Source organism: Paenibacillus hunanensis, assembly GCF_014645615.1.
GTDB classification, from domain to species: domain Bacteria; phylum Bacillota; class Bacilli; order Paenibacillales; family Paenibacillaceae; genus Saccharibacillus; species Saccharibacillus hunanensis.
Genome location: NZ_BMMB01000007.1, coordinates 1 through 24,184, shown reverse-complemented (window position 1 = coordinate 24,184; position 24,184 = coordinate 1). Strand labels below are relative to the sequence as shown.

Here is a 24,184-nt window from a genome sequence, read left to right as displayed (position 1 = left end):
AGAACGCTTTTTGTTTAGAGCATGTCGACATCACGTCGGCACCTACCTTGAAAAGATTTTAAAACGGTCCCGCAAATGCCGTCCGATAACATTGTCTTCGAACCTGCTTAGCAGGTGGGTGATCGCACAACATGTATTTGAAGTCCCCACATCCAATGGATAGGGCCGGTCAGCCACAGTTGAATTTGAATCTCCCGAGACATCATCATTGGTTCAAAACAACGAGATATCGAGGCGTACATTGCAGGATGTAAATTTATTATAAACTTCATGGTGGTATTTGTAAAGTCGATTTCGCTTTTGTATTCCGTTATTTTGTAAACGTTTACAGATAGAGGTTTTTGCTAATTGACTGGCTTCTGTATTGTTCTATAGTACTTTGTACTACTCGTTTTACAATGAGAATGAGCTGTTCTCGCTGCCCGGTATTCTTTAATCGGAACATACATACATACATACATACATACATACATACATACAACACAACAGCCTAAGCACAATACGGTAGTATAAGTACGGCGCTGACAAGAAGATATGGATTGCAAAATAAAAAGACCCGTTTGTCCTATCCTACTCTACTCGGATGGGACAAACGGGTCTTCCCTATGTGTTTTATCAATCGCAGTCGTTATTTACTATACAGGAGCACAAGAGCGACATAGCTCTAGCTTTAGCGTTCACGCTCTTTTTCCTTGGTCATGCTATTTTTGACATCCTGATCCATGGAAGGCTGATTAGCTGGAACGTTTTCCAGACGTTTTGCCTGCTCATGGGGTGGCTCGTCGCCAGTTACCAGTTGCTCGTCGGCTTGCAGTTCTTTTTCCTTTTCTGCGGCTGCCTGCTTCTCGGATTGTTCTTGCATTTTCAGGAACATGCCATAGAAATTGAAGAAAGCGAACCATGCAATTGCTGAAGCAAGACAGAGCACGAAGAGCACAGGATAGCGTGTACCGATGAACAATAGTGCTACCGTTCCGAGTAGGGTCGAGAACAAGCGGAATGGACGCACGATGGAGAGAAGGATTGCATTTTTGATAATATCCTTCAGCTTCATATGATAATGTGCAATCATGGAAAAGAAGTTAAACAGCGATACAAACAGCACAAGCAGGAAGATCAGCATCACGATGCCTAACAGCTGCAAATGTGGGAACTGATTCATGTAAACAGTATAATCCACGTACATAATTACAAACAGCAGCGTATAGAAAAGACCGCCGATCATACTCTGTCGATAATTCTCTTTGTATCCCCGGAAAAATGTTTTGATAACGGATACATCACCTTCACCCATCACCCATTTACGTACAACGGTGAACAGCGCTGCTGTCGCCGGGAACAATGTGAAAGGTGCCAGAATGCCCATTGCCCAGTTCGCCTGCAAAATATCATTTTGCGTAAACTGAGGCTGACTGAAAATAAAACGCATCACCAGAAAAAATAAAAATGGTGAAGAACAAATAACCCATAACAGGTTGCTGCCGGCCAGACGCATAATCCATTCGGATAGCCGATATAATCCGCCCATTACCCCTCTAAACTCCAAAGCATTTCCCCCTTGTCTACACGGGCATCACGATGCCACAACTCTGATGATATCTAATCTAACTATAACCTAAGTTCACATGACAATACCAGCCCTATTGCAAGCGTTATCCTGGCCGTATAAGCAAAAAGGCTACCGTGCCTTGACTGACGGCAAGGAGTAGCCTGTATTGCAAGAATATATCATCTTGGCGGACGTACACATGCCTTCATAAGATTGGAGTCTGATTTATTGTACAAATAGGGTTCAATCTTAGCTTCATATAGATTAGATCACGACGATTAGATAACAGAAACTCAAAGTATCTTCTATATATGAAGTCGTCCATCTGAAATATACAGCAGTTTGCTAGATGAGCATTATCGATGCGATGTATGCTTTCAGCTTATTTCCTCCATTTATTTGCTCAGCGATTCGGTTGTCAGTGTCGCTGTAGGGTGTTCGGATTCATTATCATATTCTTTGTAACGTCGCATCGTAAGCGGGAAAATAAGAAATGATATCAGTAATGTGACCAGTCCGATCATTCCAAGTGCAATCACATTCTGCCAGATTTGATCCAGCGGCAATCCTTTTACAACAATACTACGCACCCCCTGCAAAAATTGGGTCAGTGGTAGACATTCTCCGATGACACGTAGCGCCCTAGGCATCGCTTCCAGCGGCCACGTATAGCCGGATAGCATAAACGATGGCATCGCGATCAGCATCAGCACCTGAATCGCATCAACCTGTCGCTTCGATACAACACTGAACAAAAAGCCCAGCCCACATAACGCAAAGTTAAAGCCGAGCGATAAAATCAACATCGGCCATAGCTGCCCAACAAACGGAATGCCAAAGCCAAAATGCGCAATCGAAAAGGACACGACCACATTGACCAGACCAACGAGAAAGTATGGTGTTAGCTTGGCTATAGCTAGCTTCCACGGAGCAAACCGCCAATCGTAGAAACGATGCCACAGGCCAGCTTCCTTTTGCCATGTACAGGATAGTGCAATACCGAGTAATAGACATTGCTGTAACGCAGCAGAGATGACGCCAATCGGCATATAATATTCATAGTTGAATACTGGATTGTACAGCACTCTGGAACGGTAAGGAATCGCGTTCAGCAATGCACCTGCCTGCTCGCTGCTCATCCCCTTCTTATCGAGTGTCTGCAAGGTCGCTCCGCTACTTATGCTCATAATGACCTGATTGGCGATACGCGATGCACTGTTAGAATAGATCATATTACTACCATCGATAAAGGTCATGATCGGGATATTTTCTCCATGCTGTAATCCGCTGGAGAAGTTAGGTGGGATGATCAAGCCAACACGTGCCACCCCATTTTGCACTTCCTGTACTACATCCTCTTCATTCCAGCGCTGTCCGATCACCTTGAACGTATCGGTTGCATCAAATGCCTGAACGACCTGTCGACTGAGTGCCGAGTTATCGCCATCATATACAATGACCGGCATGTCGGTAATGCGCTCATGTGAATACAAAAATCCAAACAGTACTGCATAGAGTACTGGCATCAATAGTAAGATCGCTGCCAGCTTGGGGATGCTGAACATATGCCTGCACTCTTCTATAATCGCCCGCCATGTGCTCATATTACTGTTCTCCTTTGCCAGCATACAGCACCGTGCTTCCAGTCGGTACGGCAGATGGCAATCCCGTCAACTGCACCTTTACACCAAAGGAACGAACGTCGGTATCTCCTGAGCTCTGGCTAGGCTTTTGAATGGCAAAATCAGCCGCCGCATCGATCACTTTCACTTTGCCTGTAAAGGTAGCATCATCGCTAATTAGCTTGAGCGTGACTGTATCGCCTACACGAAGTCCATTCATTGCGGTCTCGGTCATGTAAAATTTAGCCCAGCGCTGCGAGGTCGTTTCCAGTGAATAAATGGTAGAACCGGCGCTCACCAGCTCGCCCCCACGAATCGCGCGCGTTTTGATCACACCATCTGCTGGCGCATATAGCTTGGCATAGCCGGCATAGGTTTGTGCTTCTTGCAGTGCTGCCTTCGCCTGCTCTACCTGAGCCTGAGCGGCTTCAACCTTAGCTTGGGCGAGCGTCTGATTCGCCTGTGCCTGTGCTACCGTTCCATGTGCTTGCTCTGCTGCACCCTGTGCCTGATTAACAGCAGCCTGTGCTGCTTTGACATCCTCCTGTCTCAGGCTCACCTGTCCTTGACCAGCCTGTGCTTCCTTTAATGCTGCCTGCGCTTGCTGGTATTGAGCATAAGCAGCATCGATTTCCTCCTGACGACTGCCCTGTTCAGCAAGCTTTTGCTTTTCGACCGCAGCATCATATTGTGCCTGTGCTTGCTGCTGCTGTAGCTTCGCCTGATCGAGTGCAGCATCAGTAGCAAGACCCGCCTCATATAACTGCTGCGTACGGCTCAAGCTTTTCTGCGCGGTAGCAAGCGCATCACGTGCAGATGCAGTAGCTGTCTTCGCCTGTGCAATCTCCTCTGGACGTGCGCCACTTTTGACCGCCTGCCATTTTGCTTTAGCGGCTGCTACGGCGGCTTGTGCCTGCTGTACCTGACTTGCGGATGATTCAGCTGTGACCTGTACCGCTGTCGTTCCTTGCGACACCTTCACCTGTGCTGCTTGCTCTGCGGCCTGTGCCTGCGTAACGCCAGCCTGCGCTTGCGTCATACCTGCTTTTGCCTGTACTACACCTGCTTCCGCCTGTGATACATTCGCCTGTGCTGTTTTTAGAGCAGCCTGTGCTTGAGCGACCTTGTCCTGTAGCTCACTGCTGTCCAGCACAGCGAGTAGCTGCCCTTTTTTCACCGTATCGCCTTCATCCACGAGTAGCTTGCTCACCCGTCCTGCCAGCTTGAAACTGGTGCTGACCGTATCCGATTCCACATAGGCTGTTGGCATCGTTGCATTGTTTCCTGTTAGTGCATTGCCCTGACGGCTGATCAACAGGCTTAATACATAAATAGCCGCTACAATCCCTACTACAATCACACCGTACAATACATATTTTCTCTTAGTCATGTCTCCTCACTCCACTTTCTCATTAATTCGTAGATTCTGCTTTGTATAGGCTCTGAGTTGATGCCTCATATACCGTTGATGCTCATGGTGTTGGTCATACTTGTCCTATTCGCAGTCACCATCCTGCTTAAAGGCAGAATGATTGGTAGTGCTACTGGATCTTTTACGTAAAGAACTGGCATTTCCAATTGCACCCTCTATCTGCAAAACGAATCCCTCTATTCCTCATTCATCCCTATGTATAATTGATGCGAATGCGATGAATGGAACGCTTATTTGAATATATCATATACCTCAAGTACAATAAATTTATCAAAAATAGAGTAAAGTAAACTTCTAGTCAACTTAAAATAGGATGAATAAATGGATGATGTGATCGAAAGCGTAAAGTAGATGGCATCTATGAAAGAGGTTATTACGATGAACATTGAACAGCTTCAATATATTGCGGAGGTAGCAAGAACAGGCTCACTGACCAAAGCAGCCGAGCATTGCCATTTAACCGTAACCGGAGTCAGTCGAGCGATTACACTGTTTGAGCAAGAGCTGGGAACTCGCATCTTCGTTCGTTCGCGTGCTGGTGCGACCGTCACAGCCGAGGGTGAAAAGATTATTACCAAAATCAAGACCATTCTTAGCCAGATTGAGGAATTGAAGCGTGAAGCTAGCAGTTATCATGAGCTGAACAATTCAAGACTGCGTATCGCCTCTATTCCAGGACCCATCTCACTGCTCATTGAGACGCTATCAGAGATGAAGCGTGAATTTCCGGGGAGTCGATTTGATCTGATCGAGGATCATACACAGACTGTGTTAGAGAGTGTACGGAATGGGGATAGTGATATCGGCTTTGTATTATTACCAGAGCAACGAGTTATGCAGCCAGAGCTTCATTTTGAACGTATTGTGGAGGATCGGCTTATTTTGCTCTGTCATATAGATTCACCGCTGACTGAGCGTAAGATCGTTCATCCGGAAGAGCTAACCGATACGCCGCTGGTGCTGTACAATGACTCCAATATTTTGACACTTGTGCAGGAGCTTGTACCAGATAGCGATATTTTATTTAAAAGCAATAATGTCGATGCTCTGCTACGCGCAGTGCGAGCGAATCTAGCCGTAACAATCGGAACGACCTATTCCTTGCAAACGTACGGTAAAGCTTTTAATAAGGAAGTAGTTAGCCTTCCACTCCAGCTTCCGGATCGTGGAGAAACCTTTCTCTGGCTTGTCACTGCGGCAGGGGTATCGGCGTCTCGCGCAACCGAGCTGTTCATTCGTCGGTTCCGTCATGCGCTGGAGGTACAGCATCAACCGCTATGATGCATACGACTGGGCGTAGACTGGGCGTAGACTGGGCGTAGACTGGGCGTAGACTGGGCGTAGACTGGGCGTAGACTGGGCGTAGACTGGGCGTAGACTGGGCGTAGACTGGGCGTAGACTGGGCGTAAAAAAAGAGGCTACCGATTCTCGGTAGCCTCTTTGGGATGTTGCCCAGCCATCATCATTTAGTTATTAGACCATGATATAGCTTTTATTTTGAAAAGAATTCTTATTCAAAAGAATCTGTACGGTTGCTGCTAGATGGACGACGGTCGCCGCCACCGTTGTTGCTGCGTGGCTTGCGGTCACGAGAGTACTCGCTACGTCCGCCTTCACGGTTGCTGCCTTTATAGCCGCCACCGCTGCTGTATCCACCACGGTTACCACTACCACCTTCGCGATTGCCGCCTTTGTAGCCACCGCCACTACGGTTGTAACCGCCAGATGGCTTGCGTCCGCCAGAGCGAACGTCTGGTCTACGACGTTTTGCACGAATTGGATCTTCTGGAGTCAGATCGATCTGAGCATCCTTTTTGTCGCCAGTCAGCAATTTCATTGCTGCTGCCAGCAGGTTCACGGAATCATAGCTTTCCAGCAATTGAATCGCGATACCTTTGTACTCGTTCAGTGGTGCTGTATCGTCCTGTACAAGCTCCAACAGACGCTCAGCTGTAATGCGTTGTTTACCTTCGATCGCTTCAGCCAGGGATGGCAGAGGCTTACGAGTGATTTTGTGGCGCGTTACACGCTCGATGAAGTGCAGGTGATCGATCTCACGCGGTGTAACGAATGAGTACGCTGCGCCTTCTTTACCAGCACGGCCTGTACGACCAATACGGTGAACATAGCTTTCTGGATCTTGCGGCAGGTCAAAGTTCACAACGTGAGTTACGCCGGATACGTCCAGACCACGTGCTGCAACGTCAGTTGCTACGAGTACATCGATGCTGCCGTCGCGGAATTTACGCATTACGTTATCACGCTGGTTCTGAGACAGGTCACCATGCAGACCGTCTGCGGAGTAACCGCGTTTTTGCAGCGCTTCGGACAGCTCGTCTACACGACGTTTTGTACGACCGAATACGATTGCCAGCTCTGGAGATTCCATATCCAGCAAACGGGACAGTGCGTCAAACTTTTGACGCTCGTTTACTTCGATGTAGGATTGGTCGATCAGCGGTGCACTAACCTGTTTTGGAATTACGGATACGTGTTGTGGCTCTTTCAGGAACTGATTCGCCAGACGTTGAATGTTGGGTGGCATTGTTGCCGAGAACAGCATCGTTTGACGCTCATCCGGTACTTGCTTCAGGATTGACTGAATGTCTTCCATAAAGCCCATATCCAGCATTTCATCTGCTTCGTCCAGGATTACGTATTGTACGTCATCCAGCTTGATTGTTTTACGGTTGATATGGTCAAGCAAACGACCTGGTGTACCGATAATGATCTGTGGTTTCTTTTTCAATGCACGAATCTGACGGCCAATTTCCTGACCACCGTAGATTGGCAACGAACGAATACCTTTAAAACGAGCGAGCTTTTCGATTTCTTCTGCAACCTGGATCGCCAGTTCGCGTGTTGGTGCCATTACGAGTGCTCTGATTTTTTCGTCCGAACGTTCGATCTTGTTAATAACAGGGATGCTGAATGCCGCTGTTTTACCCGTACCTGTTTGTGCTTGACCGATCAGGTCACTGCCTTCCATTGCAATCGGAATGGATTTGGACTGAATTGGTGTCGCTTCCTCAAAGCCCAGCTCCATGATTGCTTTTAATACTTTTTCATCTAACCCAAAGTCTACAAATTTTGTCAAAATATTCAAACTCCTTCTATGATGGTGGACAATCCACTAACTTGTTTGTATTCTTAAGTAGCAATTGAGTAGCATATAGCTGCATATCAGGAGGTCTCACAGACCACCATGTCCGTTAGCTGGTGTTGATTATTGAATAAGTCCGGTCACTTTTAGAGCATCTGATGCAATGCTTAGTATGTCAAAGTTGGATAAAAAGGGTTATTCAATACTCTCTATGATGAAATAAACCCGTCTTGCATTTATTAAAATTCTGAATTTCATTCAGCAAAACATCCCTACTCAAGAATATCTAAATCATTATACCATAAAATACAGATGTATGACTAGCCGATTCATAATATAATTACGAATTGGGAAGAAACTTTCTATTTGGGCTCCACACACTTTCTATAACTTACTAACTAACACTAGAGGTGACCTGCATGTTAAAAAAATCAATGCCCATCCTTGGCGTATTGATCGGCTCCATTTTTACAGCCGTAGCGTTCAATATGTTCCTGATTCCTCACCAGCTGCTTAGCGGAGGGGTATCAGGACTTGCTATGTTAACCGGTTATTTTACACCGCTTAACATTAGTATGCTTTACTTTGTTTACAACATCCCACTGCTGATTGCCGGATGGTTTTTACTCGGTAAACGATATATTTTTCTCAGTATTGTGTCGGTTGTAGCAACGACATGGTTAATGACTATTGTACCGACTACCGTCGCTGCCAGTGATCTGTTGATCTCGTCTGTATTTGGCGGTGTACTGATCGGTATCGGCGTCGGTATCTCCTTCCGCGCTGGCGGTTCGACTGGCGGCTTCGATATTCTCGGTTCCATCATTACACGTTACCGTGATTTCCCGGTCGGCAATGTGATCGTCGGTCTAAACGGTCTCGTTATTATCGCGATGGGCTATCTGTCGAATAACTGGAATATCGCGCTTGCCTCGATGGTCTGTATTTATATCGCAGGTAAAGTAGTCGACCTGATTCACGTGAACCATATCAAGGTAACATTGTTTATCGTATCTAATCATACCGATGTGCTGCTGGAAAAGTTAATGCCATTGCAGCGTGGTGTGACGATGATCAAAGCAGAGGGTGCGTTTTCAAACACACCTAAGGATATGCTAATGACGGTAACGACACGTTACGAGCTAACCGAGCTGCGACGCATTATTAAAGAAACCGATCCGACTGCTTTTGTAAATATGGTGGAAACGGTCGGTATTATGGGCTCCTTCCGCAAAAGCTGAGCGAACATCTGTATTTCTTGTACTCGCGCTATTGCGCGCGTGAAGTAGGGACAGCAAGCTTCTTCTTCCTACTTCCTGTACATCTAGCTTTACCGTTTTACGTATCCGATCAACTTTTTCATGAATTGATGGTCAGCTATTCACTGAAAGTCGCTTTTTGTCGTTATATATAGTAGAATAAGCACACGCCGCCATCTGACGTAACCATTGAATTTTGTGCACGGTACTTGTTCCTTTATGCACACATGCTTTTCCTAAGTTCCCGTAAGAATGATTTCTCCTTGTTAAGCGAAATGATTCCAGGATAGGAAAGGATGATTATTGTGGAAATGGAAACTGTGAAGTTGTCACAAATTGTCATGAAATGTTTCCCGGATATGATGCCTTCCCTGAAACAGCAGGAACTCAATGCGCTTATTGTACTGCGTGATGGGCTGCGCATTTTGGAACCAAACGATGCACTGGAGATTATTCAGTATAGTATTTGCGAAAATCAGGACGAGCAGCTTCTGCAATAACGCCTGATGAGCATGAATAAGCTCCTGTAATGAACGAGTATGATACGCACGATCAGATAAAAGTACCGCTTCTGCCGAAGTCAATTCGCGAAGAAGCGGTACTTTTTTGTATATCAAGCCTGTATACCGAGCGTGATGATAACGGCACTGTTACTACGCTACTCATTGTAAAACAGTTGTATCGCTTTCTACTTATCGTTATCATTGCAATTCCATTTTTTCTTTTATTTGCTATGTTTAGTCGTTTATGAGACAGTTTAAGTACATAAATGTTTGCCTGATCCATGCTTCAGGCGCAACTAATCCCGATACAGGAGGTACTTATATGTAGATGAAGCTATACATATTTAAGTGCAACACCCGGCAATCGTAATGCTGCACACTATACTACATAAGAGATGAGGGTACTAACATTATGGATATTTTGTGGACGCTTATGCTGCTGGCGTCCACCGCTTTCGGTGGCGATCAGCAGGCTCAGACACAAACAACACAGACGGCATCCCTGCAATCCATGCTTAATCGGGTCGCGATTCAAAATCAGATGGAACAGACCGAGGTAAATGCGGATCAGACTCCTACCAAAATCGATCCACAGCCGGAAGCTCCTGTTATCAAGGGCATCTATGTTACCGCTTATAGTGCTGGCGGTGCTCGTATGGAAAAGCTACTCAAGCTGCTTGACGAGACGGAGCTCAACTCGATGGTTATCGACCTCAAGGACGATGCCGGCTACATCACGTATAAAACCGAGAATAAGGACTTGCAGAAGCTAGGCAGTCCGCAAAAATTCATCGGTGATATCGATCAGCTGATGGCACGCCTGAAAAAGCATGATGTATATCCAATTGCCCGCATCGTTGTATTCAAAGATTCGGTACTGGCGAAAAAGCATCCTGAGTTGTCCTTTGTGAAAAAGAACGGTCAGGTGTGGAGCAACGGTAAAGGCGATAACTTCGTCAATCCGTACAAAAAAGCAGTATGGGATTACAATATCGAGCTTGCTAAGGAAGCTGCTGCTAAAGGCTTTAAGGAAATTCAATTTGACTATGTACGCTTCCCGGAAGGCTTTGAAAATCACGAAAATGAGCTGAAGTTCGAGAAGAATGACAAGTCTCGCGTCGATGTGGTTGCTGAATTCGTACAATATGCACGCAAGCAGCTCGCTCCGCTTGGCGTACGAGTATCGGTTGATATTTTTGGTTATGCTGCTTCTGTACCTGCTGCCGAAGGGATCGGACAGGATTTTGCTAAAATTTCCGAAAATGTGGATGTTATCAGTCCGATGGTGTATCCGAGTCACTATACGACTGGCTGGTTTGGTGTGAAAGACCCGGATAAAAATCCATATGCAACGATCAAGGGCTCAATGGAAGACACACTGAAAAAGCTTAATCCGCTTGCCGAGCAAAAGCCAATCATTCGTCCATGGATTCAGGATTTCACCGCCAGCTGGCTGGGTAGTGGACATTATATCAAGTATGGTAAGCAGCAGGTCGATGATCAGATTCGCGCAATGAAGGATATGGGCGTGGATGAATATCTGCTGTGGAATGCATCGAACCGTTATACGGAGGGTGCGAATTTTTAATATGATTTCGTTGTTAACAGCAGTGCCTGGACAGAGATGTCCGGGCGCTGCTTTTTGTTATGGTTCTCATATAAAATAGTTATCTCTTTTTCGTTCCCTATTATAATGAATTCAGACGTTCCCATACCTATTACATGCTTCTCAATTCCCTTTTCCTCCTGTAGAATAAAGGACTGAATGCAGCATTCAGGATAGCTGCTCTGCTCCTTTTTTATCCGTCTATTTTTTCGATTAATACGTATAGATTGGATGTACATATTCTTCACAGATTAGTTATTACTCCAAATGAATGAGGTTCTTGAAAATGATTCCGACAACGACGTGGTTACAAAAGTATGCTCAATTTTTGAGAATTTTATTTCCTGTATTGATTACACAGATTGCGCTATCGCTGATTAGCTTTTTTGATACCAATATGTCCGGTCATTTCAGTCCAGAGGATCTGGCTGGCGTAGCGATTGGATCGAGTTTGTGGATTCCGATTCAGGCAGGGCTAAGCGGAATTCTGGTGGCGGTGACACCGATTGTTTCGCATCTGATCGGTGGGAATAAGCGGCGTGATGTCAATTTTAATGTGTATCAGGGGTTGCTGCTCTCTATCGTGATTGCTCTAATTGTACTGGCGATAGGCGCTCTTCTGGTTAAGCCGATTCTCGGCGCAATGAACCTGGAGACGCGCGTGCATGATGTTGCCCTGTATTTTCTGATGGCGTTATCGACGGGCATTGTACCGTTATTCGCGTACACGGTGCTACGCGGGTATATCGATGCGCTGGGACAGACGCGTTATTCGATGATCATTACGCTATGCTCGCTACCGATCAATGTGGGGTTGAATTTTTTGCTCATTTTTGGTCAATGGGGATTCCCACGACTTGGCGGTGTGGGAGCTGGAGTAGCTTCAGCGATTACGTACTGGTGTCTGCTTATTATCGCTGTGATTGTTGTGCGTAAGGCGGAGCCTTTTCGTGAGGATCAATTGCTGAGTCGATGGTATGCACCTTCTGGTAGTAAATGGCGAGAGCTGTTAAAAATCGGCGTACCGATGGGCTTTGCGATCTTTTTTGAAACAGCAGTATTTGCAGGGGTGACGCTGCTAATGAGTCGTTATGATACACTGACGATTGCAGCTCATCAAGCGGCACAGAACTTTGCCTCTACGCTATATATGCTACCGCTCAGCATCTGTACGGCGCTAACAATTGTGGTAGGTTATGAGGTTGGAGCAGGCAGGCTGAAGGATGCAAGACAGTATAGTAAGCTGGGAATCGGCACAGCGTTGCTGCTATCCATATGCACCGCAGTTATTTTACTGCTATTCCGGTATCAGGTGTCTGCGCTGTACTCGTCCGATCCGGTGTTGATTGAACTGATTGCGCACTTTATGATCTTTGCGAGCTTTTATCAGCTATCTGATGCGATTGCTACACCGGTACAGGGGGCGCTACGTGGATATAAGGATGTAAATCCTGCGTTTTTCCTTACGTTTTTGTCGTATTGGATTATCGGGTTGCCTTCTGGTTATCTACTTGCTACGTATACGACATGGGGCGCGTATGGATACTGGATCGGTCTGAGTATTGGTCTTGCCTGCGGAGCAGTGACTTTACTCGCACGCTTGCTGTGGGTGCAACGCAAAGCTGGCAGTAGCCATCATTCCGCTACTAAGCAATGGAGCACGTAGACGAATACGAAATACGAAATACGAAATACGAAATACGAAATACGAAATACGAAATACGAAATACGAAATATACGAAATACGAAATACGAAATACGAAATACGAAATACGAAATACGAAATACGAAATACGAAATACGAAATACGAAATACGAAATACGAAATACGAAATACGAAATACGAAATACGATTAATGGTATCGCTCCTTAACCCTTATGTAAATCAATAAAAAGCCAGCTTGCTACCGTGAATTCGACCTCTTATACCGATCAGGCATATTCACAGCAGAAGCTGGCTTTTCACATTTCATCACATCATCGTATCGTTTCACCTGAAATCAATTAATCGATGATCACCTTACAAATCAAATAAATCAATCTGCTCTGCCTCCGGTGGTTGCTCCTGTGGGATCGCAGGAACCTGCTGACCTAGCATAGCCATCAATTGTCTGGCATTATCAGCTGCATCCCCAGCAGAGTTATTATTGAAAATAACGCATACTTGCCTGGACTGCTGCTCTAATCGTCGCAGTCGCTCTGCCCATTCGGACAATTCCTGCTCATTGTAGCGATACAGATAACGAATCTCACGCCAATTGGGCTGACCGGAAGCATTCCAGCCGGATTCATTACGTCCATGCATACGCACAACGGTAAGCTCAGGATGCGTCGCTTCTTCAACGATGGGGACAGAACCGATTCCAGCCTGTGGTTCATCGCACACACTGTGAATCCAATTCTCCTCGCGCATGAAGCCAAGTGTTTTATCGCGCATCTGTGGTATGAACCAGCTCTGATGTCGAAACTCCAGCGCACAGGGCACCTCCCCCATCAGCTGACGGACACGACGCAATGTTCTGACATTTTCCCTTGTGCAATCAAACCAGGGTGGAAATTGAAACAGCGCGGCTTGTAGCTTATCTGCTTCCTCCATTGTGCTGATCGACAACCGAAAATTGCGAAACATTTCTTCTTCGCTATCATATGGAATTTTCCCACGTGTATGTCCGGTCATTCCCTGATAAGCCTTTACCAGAAAACGAAAATGCTCCGGCGTTTCTGCGGTCCATTTCTCCATATTATGCTTGGACTGAATCGCATAAAACGAGCTGTCCACCTCCACGACAGGGAACAGACTGCTATACACAGGCAGCTTTTGCTTGACTGCCTCTTTCGTAAGGTAAAGGGAATCATGATCTCCCCAACCCGTCAAACCAACGCTAATCATGCCTTACAATCCTCCTGGCTTTACGATCTGGTATGGCGCTAGCATCATTGCCATACAATGGGCTACTGCATTGGCTATACTTTGCTTTGCTTACGTGTTAAACCGGATACGTACAATCGGACAATATGGATGGCTAGCTGCTCTGCACTCACTGTACCTGGTAACAGCTGTGTGAAAATGATTCGCTCAATGGTGCCAACAAGGCATTCCGCTACAAGCTCCATCGACATATCCGTTGACAGATTGCCATTGCGCTGCTCCATACGTAGCATTTTTTCAATCCCCTGAACAAGCTCCATCTTGATCTCGTCAGCATCTGGCGACTGGTAAAATCCAATCCGCGTCAGATCCGGATGACTGTAAAAATACTCAAACATCGACTGAATCGTATGACAGAGCTGATCCAGAATACTGTGCTGACCTGATTCTTGTTGAGGCAACTGACTGTCGTTAATAACCGCCTGAAGACTTGTACGGAACATATCCACCAATTCTTCAAATACAGCTTCCTTGCTCTCAAAATACAAATAAAATGCAGGCTGTGATAGCTTCGCCTCACCAACAATCGAGCTCACCTTTGTCGTATGAAAGCCATGTACTGCAAATTGTCGCGCAGCAGCGTGTAATAAACGTAACCGGCTCTCCTTTCCCTTTGCTCCTTTTTCTCTAGCCAATGTAAAATAGCCCCCTCTCTTGGTTCTCAGCACTCCGTATAATTGAATTACTGAATGAAACATATAGCATTCTTCTACTCTATAGTACAATAATTTACAGCGATCTTCTAACTTTTGAGCAAAAAAATTACCGATTTATTCCAAATAATAGCCAAACACCTACGTAAAACACCTTTTTATGTAATATAAATCATATAAAAATGCCAGTTTCTTTCCCTTCATAAACATAACATATAACGACGATTTATTTCAAAATGAGCACTGGAATAGAAGATAACGTGCATTGAAAGGGTACTATAGCTATATCCGATTACATGTTAAAAACAAAAATTACATGTTAAAAACAAAAACAGACATGCGCAATATTCCCTACGCACATGTCTGTTTTGTTTTATGTTCATTACGCTCTATTGACATGATGCTGTAGCAAAAATGTATACCTGTCATCTAATCTAATAGACATCACTACACTTTTGTCCATGCAGCCTCAGCCCTTAGACAAGCATACTCTCACCGATCCACGATTATTGGGACAAACGCAGTGCCAGCTCATACGTAGCATGGTCAAAGTCTTTTTTCGTATTTACAACCTGGTCGATATCCGTCATGCTCAGCTCGCCTTTGATAATACCGCAGGCTTTGTCGGACTCGCCAGCAATGAGCATACGTACTGCATAATCACCAAGACGGCTTGCGAGGTTACGGTCGCGAGGTGTTGGTGTACCACCACGCTGAATGTGTCCCAGTACGGTTACACGTGGCTCGAGGTTTGGATATTGCAGATGCAGCTGCTCTGCTACATCTTCGCCGCGTCCAGCACCTTCAGCAACGATAATGATACTGTGACGTTTACCGCAGGCAAAGTTGTTATGCATACGATCCGCAATTTCCTTCAGATCAAACGGTACTTCAGGTACGAGAATCGATTCTGCACCGGAAGCCAGACCGGCATGCAGAGCGATATCGCCACAATGACGACCCATAACTTCAACGATCGATACACGCTCGTGGGAAGACATCGTATCACGCAGCTTGTTGATGGCATCTACAACAACGCCAACGGATGTATCAAAGCCAATCGTATAATCTGTAAACGAAATATCATTATCAATTGTACCTGGCAGACCCATCGTTTTGATGCCAAGCTTACTCAGCTTGTTCGCACCTTGATACGAACCGTCACCACCGATAACGACCAGACCGTCGATACCATGCTTGCGCAGAATGTCTGCACCTTTTTGCTGACCTTCGAGTGTCATGAATTCTTTACAGCGTGCCGATTGCAAAACGGTTCCCCCGCGCTGGATAATATCACCGACGCTGCGAAGATCCATCGGGAAAATATCCTCGTTAAGCAGACCCTGATAACCACGCTGGATACCGCACACTTCCAGTCCATAATACAGCGCACTACGCACAACGGCGCGTACGGCTGCGTTCATGCCCTGAGAGTCGCCTCCACTGGTCAAAACGGCAATTTTTTGTACTGCTGATTCTGTTGCTGACATTCTAATGTCCCCCTTATTTATGTTCAATACATATACTTACGAATCCAACGGCTATTGACCATAAAAAAGACGCGCGTAAGCGGCCCTTTTCGCATCAGCCTTCTGGAGACGGTTCGCACTTCCTGCTGTTCACTGACCTTCGGGTCGGATAAATAGAGGGCAACCAGCCCTTCGATAATCATCCGATGGAAGGACGTTCCAGGAATATGTTCCACATCGCTACGTGCCCAGTCTACAATCTGTTCAATTCGCTGGTACATCGTCTCCGGCGAATCGTAATAGTTGCAGAAATTCAAATCTCCACCGCGCCGATCCTCCTCCTGATCGATCACATAATCAAGCATAATATGCAAGCAGCATACATGAGGAAAATAAGCTTGATACGTCTGCTTGGCTCCATCATCGCCCAGATTGAATCCACTTGCAGCGAGAAACAGCATAAAAACGCCAAGCGTTGAGCCTGTCGCCGCAGCAAATTCGTTCCATTGCAAATGAGGAGTCCGGTATTCATTTTCCGCCCACCAGTTCAGGAGTGCGGCTTCCCTTAGCTCAGGCGCGATATGCTTGTGCACCTGTAGATCGCAGTATAAAGAAACCAGATCACGCACATAAGGGAATACAGCAGGGTAATCGGGGAGTTGACGTATATTTTGCTGGCAGGTTTGCACAAGCGCTTTCAGATAGCCGCCATCCTCCTGCTCGGTGCGCAGCGCATAATAATTAACCGGCTCCGCATCCGGCGTTACGGCGTCCAGCATCGATTGATGTAGCAAGCGAAAATCATCCGCATCCATCGAGGTGCTGCGATCACATAGATTATCTAAATAATCGCTAATCGTCTGAAATGCCACGATGAGCGGCAGCAAAATATGGCGCTGCGACAGGTTGGCGACCGCATAAATGGCACCACCCTCGCAGTGAAACTGTTTGGTAGCGATACTTGCAAGCGCCTGTTTCCTGAGCTCTGCGTCAGGCATGCGTTCCGCCATTTGACGCCAACCATCCAGCTCGCGACGTACCTCTGGCAAACCATGCTTATACACTCGCTTCATAAGCGAGATGGCATTACGGGGAAACGGGTAACGACTTTGCATCATATCATTCAATGGGCTGCCTCCACGTGGTTGTCTGTTGAACCTATCCTCATTATCATACATCATATTGTACACCCTCACAACGTGGCAGCGCTATGGATCACAGCGCGCCGTTGCTGCCTTTTCCAGTATTTTATAGCCATTTTACGCTTCTTGTTGGTTCCTATGTTCAAACCCACATTTTTCACAAAAAAGATAACATAAACATGATAAACCAGTTGTCTTTTCAACGCAAAAAAGGATGAACCTGAACATTTTCACAACTGCAAAAAAACTGTGAATTTCATGTTAAAGTTGTAGCACTCACCAAAAAAGCGCCGGATTCACTCACAGAAGAAGTGAATCCGGCGCAAGCTGCTATATGAAGTAGAGGATGAGGCTGCTATGAACGAAGCTGAACAGGTAAGCTTTTCACACCATATACCATCGGGCTGGGTAGTAGCTCCAGACGTTGTCCTTCGATTGCCTGTAGATCAGGAAAACGATCCAGCAGTACATTCAGTGCTGTACGAGCCTCCAGGCGTGCCAGTGGTGCACCCAGGCAGAAGTGAACGCCCATTCCAAACGCCATATGTGGATTCGGATGACGATCAATTCGATATTCGTCTGCCGCTTCGAACTTCTGCTCATCTCGATTGGCAGAGCCCATCCATGCCGTGACAAGCTGATCACGCCGAATGATCTGACCACCGATCTCTATATCCTCTACGGCCTTGCGTACCATGCCCTGCACTGGCGAACGAAAACGCAGTGCTTCCTCAATCGCTGTATCCAGCAGCTCTCGATTGCGAGCAAGCTGCTGCCAGCGTCCTGGCTGCTCGGTCAGACAGATAACCGCATTACCGATCAGATTCGTTGTTGTCTCATTACCAGCCACAAGTAGCAGCAGACAGAAGCTCAGCAGATGCGGAATATCCAGCTTCTCTCCTTCCACCTCTGCTGCCAGTAGTGCAGATACCAGATCATGCTGCGGCTGTACCTTGCGCTGTTCAATCACGCCCATAAAATATTGATACAGCTCGCGCGACGCCTGCTGCTTGCGAGCGGCAAGCTGCTGCGGGCTTTCGTCTTTGCCGCTAAAGCCTTCTACGAGCGTATCCGACCAGCCCTTAAATAGTGCACGATCCTCCTCACGCACACCGAGTAGTTCTGCGATCACGATGACAGGTAACGGAAACGACAGATCGTGAATGATATCCATCGACTTGTCTGGCTGAATCTGATCCAGTAGCTGATGCGTAATCTCAGCAATACGCGGCTCCATGGCAGCTACAGCCTTAGGCGTGAACGCCTTGTTGACGATAGCGCGATACTTTTTGTGCTTGGGTGGGTCCATCATGAGTAACATATCAGATTGCTGACCATCTGCGCCGCGGCGTGTCTGTGAACTAAAGGACTTGTAATCCGACATGACCCGATGTACATCCTCATAGCGAAATACATCCCAGCTTCCACGCTGTTCATCATAATGTACCGGAGCTTCCCGTCTCATCTTCTCATACCATGCAAAGGCAGAGCCTGCCGCCTTCACTCCCTGCGGAACGATCATATTCGGTGATAACATTGCTGATGCTTCGGAATTCGATTGCATAATCGGTTAACCTCCCGTTACTTATCGCTTTCACGTGTGCTTCATGTTTATTTGGAATGACCAACGGATACAGATCAACAGAATCAACTTGATTAACTATAATGATCCTTTACGTACACTCACCCTAAACTCACCTTGATGTATCAGCTCTGGAGGGATGAATTATTTTATATTTTATAGCACGATGATCACATCAAGCAAAAAACGCGCGGATTGTGATTGCATTCTGCTTATCGATTTATTTTATAAAATTACTTTATTACGCAATGATGCAGCAAATTTACACCGCTAGCTACTCATCCTTGCGTGCAGTTCTATTTCGCTAACCGACCTATATACCAAAAAAGCACAAGCCCCTTGCGAACAAGGAAGCTTGTGCTGTAACTAACATATGTGCTTGAACGTTCTTGGATGTTCAATGTATAAGTGATCCGTGTATAACGGAAATCAAGCTTATAGTTTTACTACGTTAGCTGCTTGTGGACCACGGTTACCTTCAGTGATGTCGAACTCAACTGCTTGGCCTTCGTCCAAAGTTTTGAAGCCGTCGCCTGTGATAGCGGAGAAGTGTACGAATACATCGTCGCTTCCTTCAACTTCGATGAAACCGAAACCTTTTTCTGCGTTGAACCATTTAACTGTACCTTTCACGTAAACAACCTCCTAAAATAGCGCCATCTATGACGCATGACTGTATTATAGCGCAACCGATTTCAAAATGCAACGAAGTTAAAGCGTTTTGATTTGCAATTCTGGAGGGCAAAAGGTATGATTTTAGCAATACCGAAGTAGGGAGATTTATACCATGATTAAAAAACACCAGATTTACAAAAGAGACAAATGGAACATGATGACCGTCGAGGTGAACGGCCGCGAATTGATTCTGCGCGAAATTTCCGATGAATGGGGCGAAGAAACGCATCGCTTCCTTAGCCGTCCAGAGATGATGCAATGGGCAAGCGATCGCTTCCCTAAAGACAAATTCGATAATGAAGCGGAATGGGAAGACATCATGAGTGCCTTCCGGGAGGTCTAAGCCGCCCGATGAACTACACTGCTATCGTTATCTTCATTATCCTTGCCTTTGTGCAGGGATTTGTTCTGATTACGTATAAGGACACCATTCCGAAGCCATTCAAGCGCTGGCTGGCAATCTTTGCAATTGTGATGCTGCTGGTTGCTTTTGGGTTAATGATTTATGGCTTCCTAATGGCTGCTAATCCGAACGGTTCTTAAATTTAAGAATACGCTCCGATGAACCAGCGCGGGATATGATTTTCATTCACATGGCAGGCAAGCTCGTATCATGTGGCATTGTAATGATGCTACAGGCGAGCTTGCCTGCTATTTGAACTATAGTTACACCTTTATACGGAAGCGAATGTGGATTGTATGTCTTTATAGCGATTCACGCAAAGTGGACTGTACTGTAGCCTTCTACATTTGTATAGGCACATGATGGCACATCGCTCCTGTTTACACCATTTAATTTTACCTACCCTGAGGAGGAATTCGAGATGCAGGAAGTATTGAAACGTTCTGAGGTTGCACCTGAGCATTGTTGGAATCTGAATGATATGTTTGCTGATCAGCAGGCATGGGATAAAGCCTATGATGAGCTAAAGGCTATGCTGCCAGAAGCAGATAAGCTGAAAGGCAAGCTGAACACAGCACAGGCTGTTAAAGAAGCCTTTGAGCTGGAAGACCGTGTCAGCATGCAGATCGAGCGCCTGTATGTGTACGCACACATGCATCAGGATGAAGATACAACCAATCCTACATACCAGGCACTAACGCAAAAGGCGAAAAAGCTAAGCGTCGATGTGAGTCAGGCGCTTTCCTTTGTAACACCGGAGATTTTGAGCCTGTCAGATGAAGAGCTGGAGCAGCTGCTAGAAGCTCCTGAGCTGCAAGCATACCGCTTCACCTTGAAGGAAATGAAGCGTGAAAAGGCGCATATTTTAACCGAAGCAGAGGAAGCCTTGCTTGCTCAGGTAGGCAATCTATCCCAGGCTCCACAAACGATCTTCGGAATGCTTAACAATGCAGACCTGAAATTCCCGAGCATTATCGATGAAAATGGTAACGAAGTGGAGCTGACTCATGGACGCTATGTTCAGTTTCTGGAAAGCCCACATCGTGAAGTTCGTGAGCGTGCATTCAAAGCCATGTACAGCACGTATGCTCGTCAAAAAAATACAATCGCTGCAACATTAACAGCGAATGTGAACAAAAATATGTTCTACTCTCGTGTACGTAAATATCCGTCTGTGCTGGAAATGTCCCTCTATGGCGACAATATTCCGAAGGATGTGTATACGAATCTGATCGATACGATTCATGAAAGTCTGCCTATCATGCACCGCTATATGGAGCTGCGTAAAAAGCTGCTCGGTGTAGATGAACTGCATATGTACGATCTCTTCGCTCCCCTTGTAGAAGAATTCAATATGGATATCACCTATGAGCAGGCCAAACAGATCGTCGCAGACGGTTTGAAGCCACTTGGTGAGGATTATCTGAACTCTCTCAACAAAGGCTATAACGAGGGCTGGATTGACGTATATGAAAATGAAGGCAAGCGCACAGGTGCGTACAGCTGGGGTGCGTACGGTACACATCCATATGTACTGCTCAACCACAAGGACAATCTGAACAGTATGTTCACCCTTGCTCACGAAATGGGACATGCACTGCATTCGTATTATTCGGACAATGCCCTCTCCTATCGTGATGCACAATATACGATTTTCCTGGCTGAAGTGGCTTCGACGACGAATGAAGCGCTGCTAATGGATTATCTACTCAAAAAGTCGACCGATCCAAAGGAAAAAATGTATCTGCTCACTTATTATGCTGATCAATTCCGTACAACAGTATTCCGTCAAACGATGTTTGCCGAGTTTGAAATGATCGTGCATGCGCGCAGTGAAGCAGGCGAATCGCTAACACCGCAGGATCTATCTCAAATCTATTACGATCTGAATGTGAAATATCATGGCGAAGGCATGACGGTAGATCAGGATATCGAGATGGAATGGGCACGTATTCCGCACTTTTATAACAGCTTCTATGTGTACAAATATGCGACAGGCTTCTCCGCAGCTACAAGCTTCTCCAAGCAAATTCTGGAGGAAGGACAGCCTGCCGTTGATCGCTATCTGGGCTTCCTGAAAAGCGGTGGTAGCGATTATTCCATCAATATTCTGGCTAAAGCTGGTGTCGATATGTCTACACCGGAGCCGATTCGTGAAGCGATGAGTGTATTTGAAAGCCTGATTAGCGAAATGGAGCAATTGACGAAGTAAGCACTGGAACGGTTACATGCCTACACTGCTTCTGCTTATCTTATAAGGATTACAGAGCAACACATCAAGCGCGCCTGCACAGGATCATCTCTTCTGTCAGGCGCGTTTGTATGTGGATAGAATGAAGCTAACTCGCTATACCTGTTTACGCAAGCAGGAATTACTTTATATAGTATTGAATGAGATAAATGTCAGAACGTAACGATTTTGAAAGGGGGATTTCATTTGAGATTTCAATGGACATTAATTCTGGGCTTGATTTTTGCAGTCATTATTGCGATTTTCGCGGTGATTAACGTGAATCCGGTACAGGTGAATTTGCTGTTCAATATGGTTCAGCTGCCGCTAATTCTGCTTATTCTGGGCTGCACGCTTGTCGGCGGACTGATCGTCGGATTTTATGGCATCTACCGCCAGTACTTTTTACAGCGTAAAATCAAGCAGCTGGAAGCTCAAATTGCACAGCTCGGTTCTGCTCCTGTCGCAGATACAGGCCCAGTTGGCAATGTGGAGTTTGACAAAATGTATGATCGTAATGAGGATACCGCGTCCTCGTTCTCCGATCGCAAGCTGTAATATCGCTTCAATGCTACTATCAAAGGATTGACTTATGAATCCACCTGCTATCTCGCTAACGCTAGCGAGACGACAGGTGGATTTTTACTGGATAACGATACGCAAAACTGGTATGTTGGTTACATTGCTTGTCGTCACCCGGACTGTCAGAGTATAGTAGATATGCATACGCTCAAGGACAGTACATACTTTTACCGTTTGAAAAAGGAGAACCTCATGAATATTTCTATTAATCGCGACTACACCCTATCCCTACTCCAAGAACTATTAGCAATACCAAGCCCTACCGGATATACTCATCGCCTGATCGAGCGCCTGCATCAGGAAGCCCTAACGCTAGGTGTAACGGCGGAGCGAAACCGCAAAGGCGGACTCGTTCTTACACTGGAAGGCAACGATCCTTCTCGCACGATTGCTCTGAGCGCTCATGTGGATACACTTGGTGCGATGGTACGTGCGATCAAGTCAGAAGGCACGATTCGCTTGTCCATAGTAGGTAGCTTTTCGATGAATAGTATTGAAAATGAATACTGCACCATTCATACACGGGATGGTCGTGTGTACACAGGTACGATTTTGACGACCAAGCCATCGGTGCATGTGTACGATGATGCTTATGAATTTAAGCGTGAAGAAGAAAATATGGAAATCCGTCTCGATGAAGTGGTTGCCTCGAAGGAAGATGTAGAAAAGCTGGGGATCGCTGTAGGTGATTATATTGCCTTCGATGCGCGTCCTGTGCTGACACCAAGCGGCTACATCAAATCTCGTCATCTGGATGACAAAGCAAGTGTTGCGGCTCTGTTCGGTCTGTTGGAATCGGCACATCAGAACAACTGGAAGCCTACACATCAGGTAAAGCTGCTCATTTCCAATTATGAAGAGGTTGGTCATGGTGCTGCTCATATTCCGCATGAGATTGATGAAATGATCGCCGTGGATATGGGCTGTATCGGTGATGATCTGTCCTGTACAGAGCTGGACGTATCGATCTGTGTGAAAGATAGCTCCGGGCCTTACGATTACGAAATGACGGGTAAGCTGGCTGAACTGGCGAAGCGTGAAGAGATTCCATTTGTACTAGATGTGTATCCGCACTACGGCTCGGATGCTTCTGCCGCGCTATCTGCTGGTAATAATATCCGTGCAGCATTGATCGGCCCAGGTGTTCATGCGTCTCATGCGATGGAGCGTACGCATAGTGATGCGGTGATCAATACGGCGAGATTGCTGGGGGCTTATATTACGGAGTAAAGTATACGAAGAATAGAATAGCTTGTACATTTAGCTTTATAGTAGAAGTGTGAATGCTATAGCTATACTAACAATTCATCTGTAGGCTTGTTCTATATTCTCATGCTTGTATTCATTCCTTTTCAGGATAAAACAAAAAAGACAGCTTGCTTCCTGGTATTATCCCCTTTAAGTAGACATTCGAAAAAAGACATCTGTTAAGATGGATTTAATC

General features: G+C 46.0%; 20 protein-coding genes and 1 other RNA gene. 10 read left to right on the top strand and 11 right to left on the bottom strand.

All coding sequences use genetic code 11. The annotated features are described in order from the left end of the window. Window positions 1-62: 62 nt before the first annotated feature. The 4 genes from ssrS to IEX62_RS15595 all read right to left on the bottom strand — a co-directional run bounded on the left by ssrS (window position 63) and on the right by IEX62_RS15595 (window position 4,561). Window positions 63-253: non-coding RNA, 6S RNA (gene ssrS, locus IEX62_RS15610), on the bottom strand. Window positions 254-670: 417 nt separating this feature from the next. Then, window positions 671-1,546: a YesL family protein gene (locus IEX62_RS15605; RefSeq protein ID WP_188776478.1), complete on the bottom strand. Its 876-nt coding sequence runs from the start codon at window positions 1,544-1,546 to the stop codon at window positions 671-673. Window positions 1,547-1,944: 398 nt separating this feature from the next. Continuing rightward, complete coding sequence (locus IEX62_RS15600) at window positions 1,945-3,153, bottom strand: ABC transporter permease (protein ID WP_188776477.1); 1,209 nt, start codon at window positions 3,151-3,153, stop codon at window positions 1,945-1,947. Between the two features lies 1 nt (window position 3,154). Further along, the gene (locus IEX62_RS15595) at window positions 3,155-4,561 is read right to left on the bottom strand and encodes an HlyD family secretion protein (RefSeq protein WP_188776476.1); all 1,407 of its coding nucleotides are present in this window, start codon (window positions 4,559-4,561) and stop codon (window positions 3,155-3,157) included. Between the two features lie 420 nt (window positions 4,562-4,981). Here IEX62_RS15595 and IEX62_RS15590 point away from each other — a divergent pair, with 420 nt between their 5' ends. Further along, window positions 4,982-5,884 (top strand): LysR family transcriptional regulator, encoded by a 903-nt coding sequence (locus IEX62_RS15590; protein ID WP_188776475.1) that lies wholly within the window; start codon window positions 4,982-4,984, stop codon window positions 5,882-5,884. Window positions 5,885-6,114: 230 nt separating this feature from the next. Here the strand turns inward: IEX62_RS15590 and cshA are convergent, their stop codons facing one another. Further along, complete coding sequence (gene cshA / locus IEX62_RS15585; protein ID WP_188776474.1) at window positions 6,115-7,701, bottom strand: degradosome RNA helicase CshA; 1,587 nt, start codon at window positions 7,699-7,701, stop codon at window positions 6,115-6,117. A gap of 425 nt (window positions 7,702-8,126) precedes the next feature. Here cshA and IEX62_RS15580 point away from each other — a divergent pair, with 425 nt between their 5' ends. From IEX62_RS15580 to IEX62_RS15565, 4 genes are all read left to right on the top strand, one after another. Then, the gene (locus IEX62_RS15580) at window positions 8,127-8,948 is read left to right on the top strand and encodes a YitT family protein (RefSeq protein WP_188776473.1); all 822 of its coding nucleotides are present in this window, start codon (window positions 8,127-8,129) and stop codon (window positions 8,946-8,948) included. Between the two features lie 314 nt (window positions 8,949-9,262). Beyond that, window positions 9,263-9,466 carry a hypothetical protein gene (locus tag IEX62_RS15575; protein ID WP_188776472.1) on the top strand — a complete coding sequence of 68 codons (204 nt, stop codon included), beginning with the start codon at window positions 9,263-9,265 and terminating at the stop codon, window positions 9,464-9,466. Window positions 9,467-9,881: 415 nt separating this feature from the next. After that, window positions 9,882-11,057 carry a putative glycoside hydrolase gene (locus IEX62_RS15570; RefSeq protein WP_188776471.1) on the top strand — a complete coding sequence of 392 codons (1,176 nt, stop codon included), beginning with the start codon at window positions 9,882-9,884 and terminating at the stop codon, window positions 11,055-11,057. 304 nt (window positions 11,058-11,361) lie between these two features. Next, window positions 11,362-12,741 carry an MATE family efflux transporter gene (locus IEX62_RS15565; protein WP_188776470.1) on the top strand — a complete coding sequence of 460 codons (1,380 nt, stop codon included), beginning with the start codon at window positions 11,362-11,364 and terminating at the stop codon, window positions 12,739-12,741. Between the two features lie 354 nt (window positions 12,742-13,095). Here IEX62_RS15565 and IEX62_RS15560 read toward each other — a convergent pair whose 3' ends face one another. The 6 genes from IEX62_RS15560 to IEX62_RS15535 form a co-directional block, all read right to left on the bottom strand. Next, window positions 13,096-13,965, bottom strand: a complete 870-nt coding sequence (locus IEX62_RS15560) for a DUF72 domain-containing protein (RefSeq protein ID WP_188776469.1) — start codon at window positions 13,963-13,965, stop codon at window positions 13,096-13,098. Between the two features lie 74 nt (window positions 13,966-14,039). Further along, window positions 14,040-14,639: a TetR/AcrR family transcriptional regulator gene (locus tag IEX62_RS15555; RefSeq protein ID WP_188776468.1), complete on the bottom strand. Its 600-nt coding sequence runs from the start codon at window positions 14,637-14,639 to the stop codon at window positions 14,040-14,042. Window positions 14,640-15,163: 524 nt separating this feature from the next. Then, a complete protein-coding gene (pfkA, locus tag IEX62_RS15550; RefSeq protein ID WP_188776467.1) occupies window positions 15,164-16,147 on the bottom strand; it encodes a 6-phosphofructokinase in 984 nt (327 codons plus the stop codon). A 23-nt stretch (window positions 16,148-16,170) separates the two neighbouring features. Next, on the bottom strand, window positions 16,171-17,253 hold the full coding sequence (locus tag IEX62_RS15545; protein WP_188776466.1) for a tetraprenyl-beta-curcumene synthase family protein: 1,083 nt from the start codon (window positions 17,251-17,253) through the stop codon (window positions 16,171-16,173). Between the two features lie 370 nt (window positions 17,254-17,623). After that, window positions 17,624-18,832: a cytochrome P450 gene (locus IEX62_RS15540; protein WP_229685846.1), complete on the bottom strand. Its 1,209-nt coding sequence runs from the start codon at window positions 18,830-18,832 to the stop codon at window positions 17,624-17,626. 453 nt (window positions 18,833-19,285) lie between these two features. Continuing rightward, window positions 19,286-19,483, bottom strand: a complete 198-nt coding sequence (locus tag IEX62_RS15535; RefSeq protein ID WP_188776465.1) for a cold shock domain-containing protein — start codon at window positions 19,481-19,483, stop codon at window positions 19,286-19,288. Window positions 19,484-19,637: 154 nt separating this feature from the next. Here IEX62_RS15535 and IEX62_RS15530 point away from each other — a divergent pair, with 154 nt between their 5' ends. The 5 genes from IEX62_RS15530 (at window position 19,638) to IEX62_RS15510 (ending at window position 23,970) form a co-directional block, all read left to right on the top strand. Then, the gene (locus IEX62_RS15530) at window positions 19,638-19,868 is read left to right on the top strand and encodes a hypothetical protein (protein WP_188776464.1); all 231 of its coding nucleotides are present in this window, start codon (window positions 19,638-19,640) and stop codon (window positions 19,866-19,868) included. A gap of 8 nt (window positions 19,869-19,876) precedes the next feature. Continuing rightward, window positions 19,877-20,068 (top strand): hypothetical protein, encoded by a 192-nt coding sequence (locus IEX62_RS15525; RefSeq protein ID WP_188776463.1) that lies wholly within the window; start codon window positions 19,877-19,879, stop codon window positions 20,066-20,068. A 281-nt stretch (window positions 20,069-20,349) separates the two neighbouring features. Continuing rightward, complete coding sequence (pepF, locus tag IEX62_RS15520; RefSeq protein ID WP_188776462.1) at window positions 20,350-22,140, top strand: oligoendopeptidase F; 1,791 nt, start codon at window positions 20,350-20,352, stop codon at window positions 22,138-22,140. Window positions 22,141-22,365: 225 nt separating this feature from the next. Then, window positions 22,366-22,716 carry a LapA family protein gene (locus IEX62_RS15515; protein ID WP_188776461.1) on the top strand — a complete coding sequence of 117 codons (351 nt, stop codon included), beginning with the start codon at window positions 22,366-22,368 and terminating at the stop codon, window positions 22,714-22,716. A gap of 216 nt (window positions 22,717-22,932) precedes the next feature. Continuing rightward, a complete protein-coding gene (locus IEX62_RS15510; protein ID WP_188776460.1) occupies window positions 22,933-23,970 on the top strand; it encodes a M42 family metallopeptidase in 1,038 nt (345 codons plus the stop codon). The last annotated feature ends 214 nt before the right edge of the window (window positions 23,971-24,184 follow it).

Excerpts from the sequence above, each read along its gene's own strand:
- IEX62_RS15510 (WP_188776460.1), top strand. The coding sequence starts at position 22,933 with ATGAATATTTCTATTAATCGCGACTACACCCTATCCCTACTCCAAGAA.
- IEX62_RS15570 (WP_188776471.1), top strand. The coding sequence starts at position 9,882 with ATGGATATTTTGTGGACGCTTATGCTGCTGGCGTCCACCGCTTTCGGT.
- IEX62_RS15600 (WP_188776477.1), bottom strand. The coding sequence starts at position 3,153 with ATGAGCACATGGCGGGCGATTATAGAAGAGTGCAGGCATATGTTCAGC.
- IEX62_RS15590 (WP_188776475.1), top strand. The coding sequence starts at position 4,982 with ATGAACATTGAACAGCTTCAATATATTGCGGAGGTAGCAAGAACAGGC.
- IEX62_RS15580 (WP_188776473.1), top strand. The coding sequence starts at position 8,127 with ATGTTAAAAAAATCAATGCCCATCCTTGGCGTATTGATCGGCTCCATT.
- IEX62_RS15525 (WP_188776463.1), top strand. The coding sequence starts at position 19,877 with ATGAACTACACTGCTATCGTTATCTTCATTATCCTTGCCTTTGTGCAG.
- IEX62_RS15560 (WP_188776469.1), bottom strand. The coding sequence starts at position 13,965 with ATGATTAGCGTTGGTTTGACGGGTTGGGGAGATCATGATTCCCTTTAC.
- IEX62_RS15575 (WP_188776472.1), top strand. The coding sequence starts at position 9,263 with ATGATTATTGTGGAAATGGAAACTGTGAAGTTGTCACAAATTGTCATG.
- pepF (WP_188776462.1), top strand. The coding sequence starts at position 20,350 with ATGCAGGAAGTATTGAAACGTTCTGAGGTTGCACCTGAGCATTGTTGG.
- pfkA (WP_188776467.1), bottom strand. The coding sequence starts at position 16,147 with ATGTCAGCAACAGAATCAGCAGTACAAAAAATTGCCGTTTTGACCAGT.
- IEX62_RS15595 (WP_188776476.1), bottom strand. The coding sequence starts at position 4,561 with ATGACTAAGAGAAAATATGTATTGTACGGTGTGATTGTAGTAGGGATT.
- IEX62_RS15530 (WP_188776464.1), top strand. The coding sequence starts at position 19,638 with ATGATTAAAAAACACCAGATTTACAAAAGAGACAAATGGAACATGATG.
- IEX62_RS15540 (WP_229685846.1), bottom strand. The coding sequence starts at position 18,832 with ATGCAATCGAATTCCGAAGCATCAGCAATGTTATCACCGAATATGATC.
- IEX62_RS15565 (WP_188776470.1), top strand. The coding sequence starts at position 11,362 with ATGATTCCGACAACGACGTGGTTACAAAAGTATGCTCAATTTTTGAGA.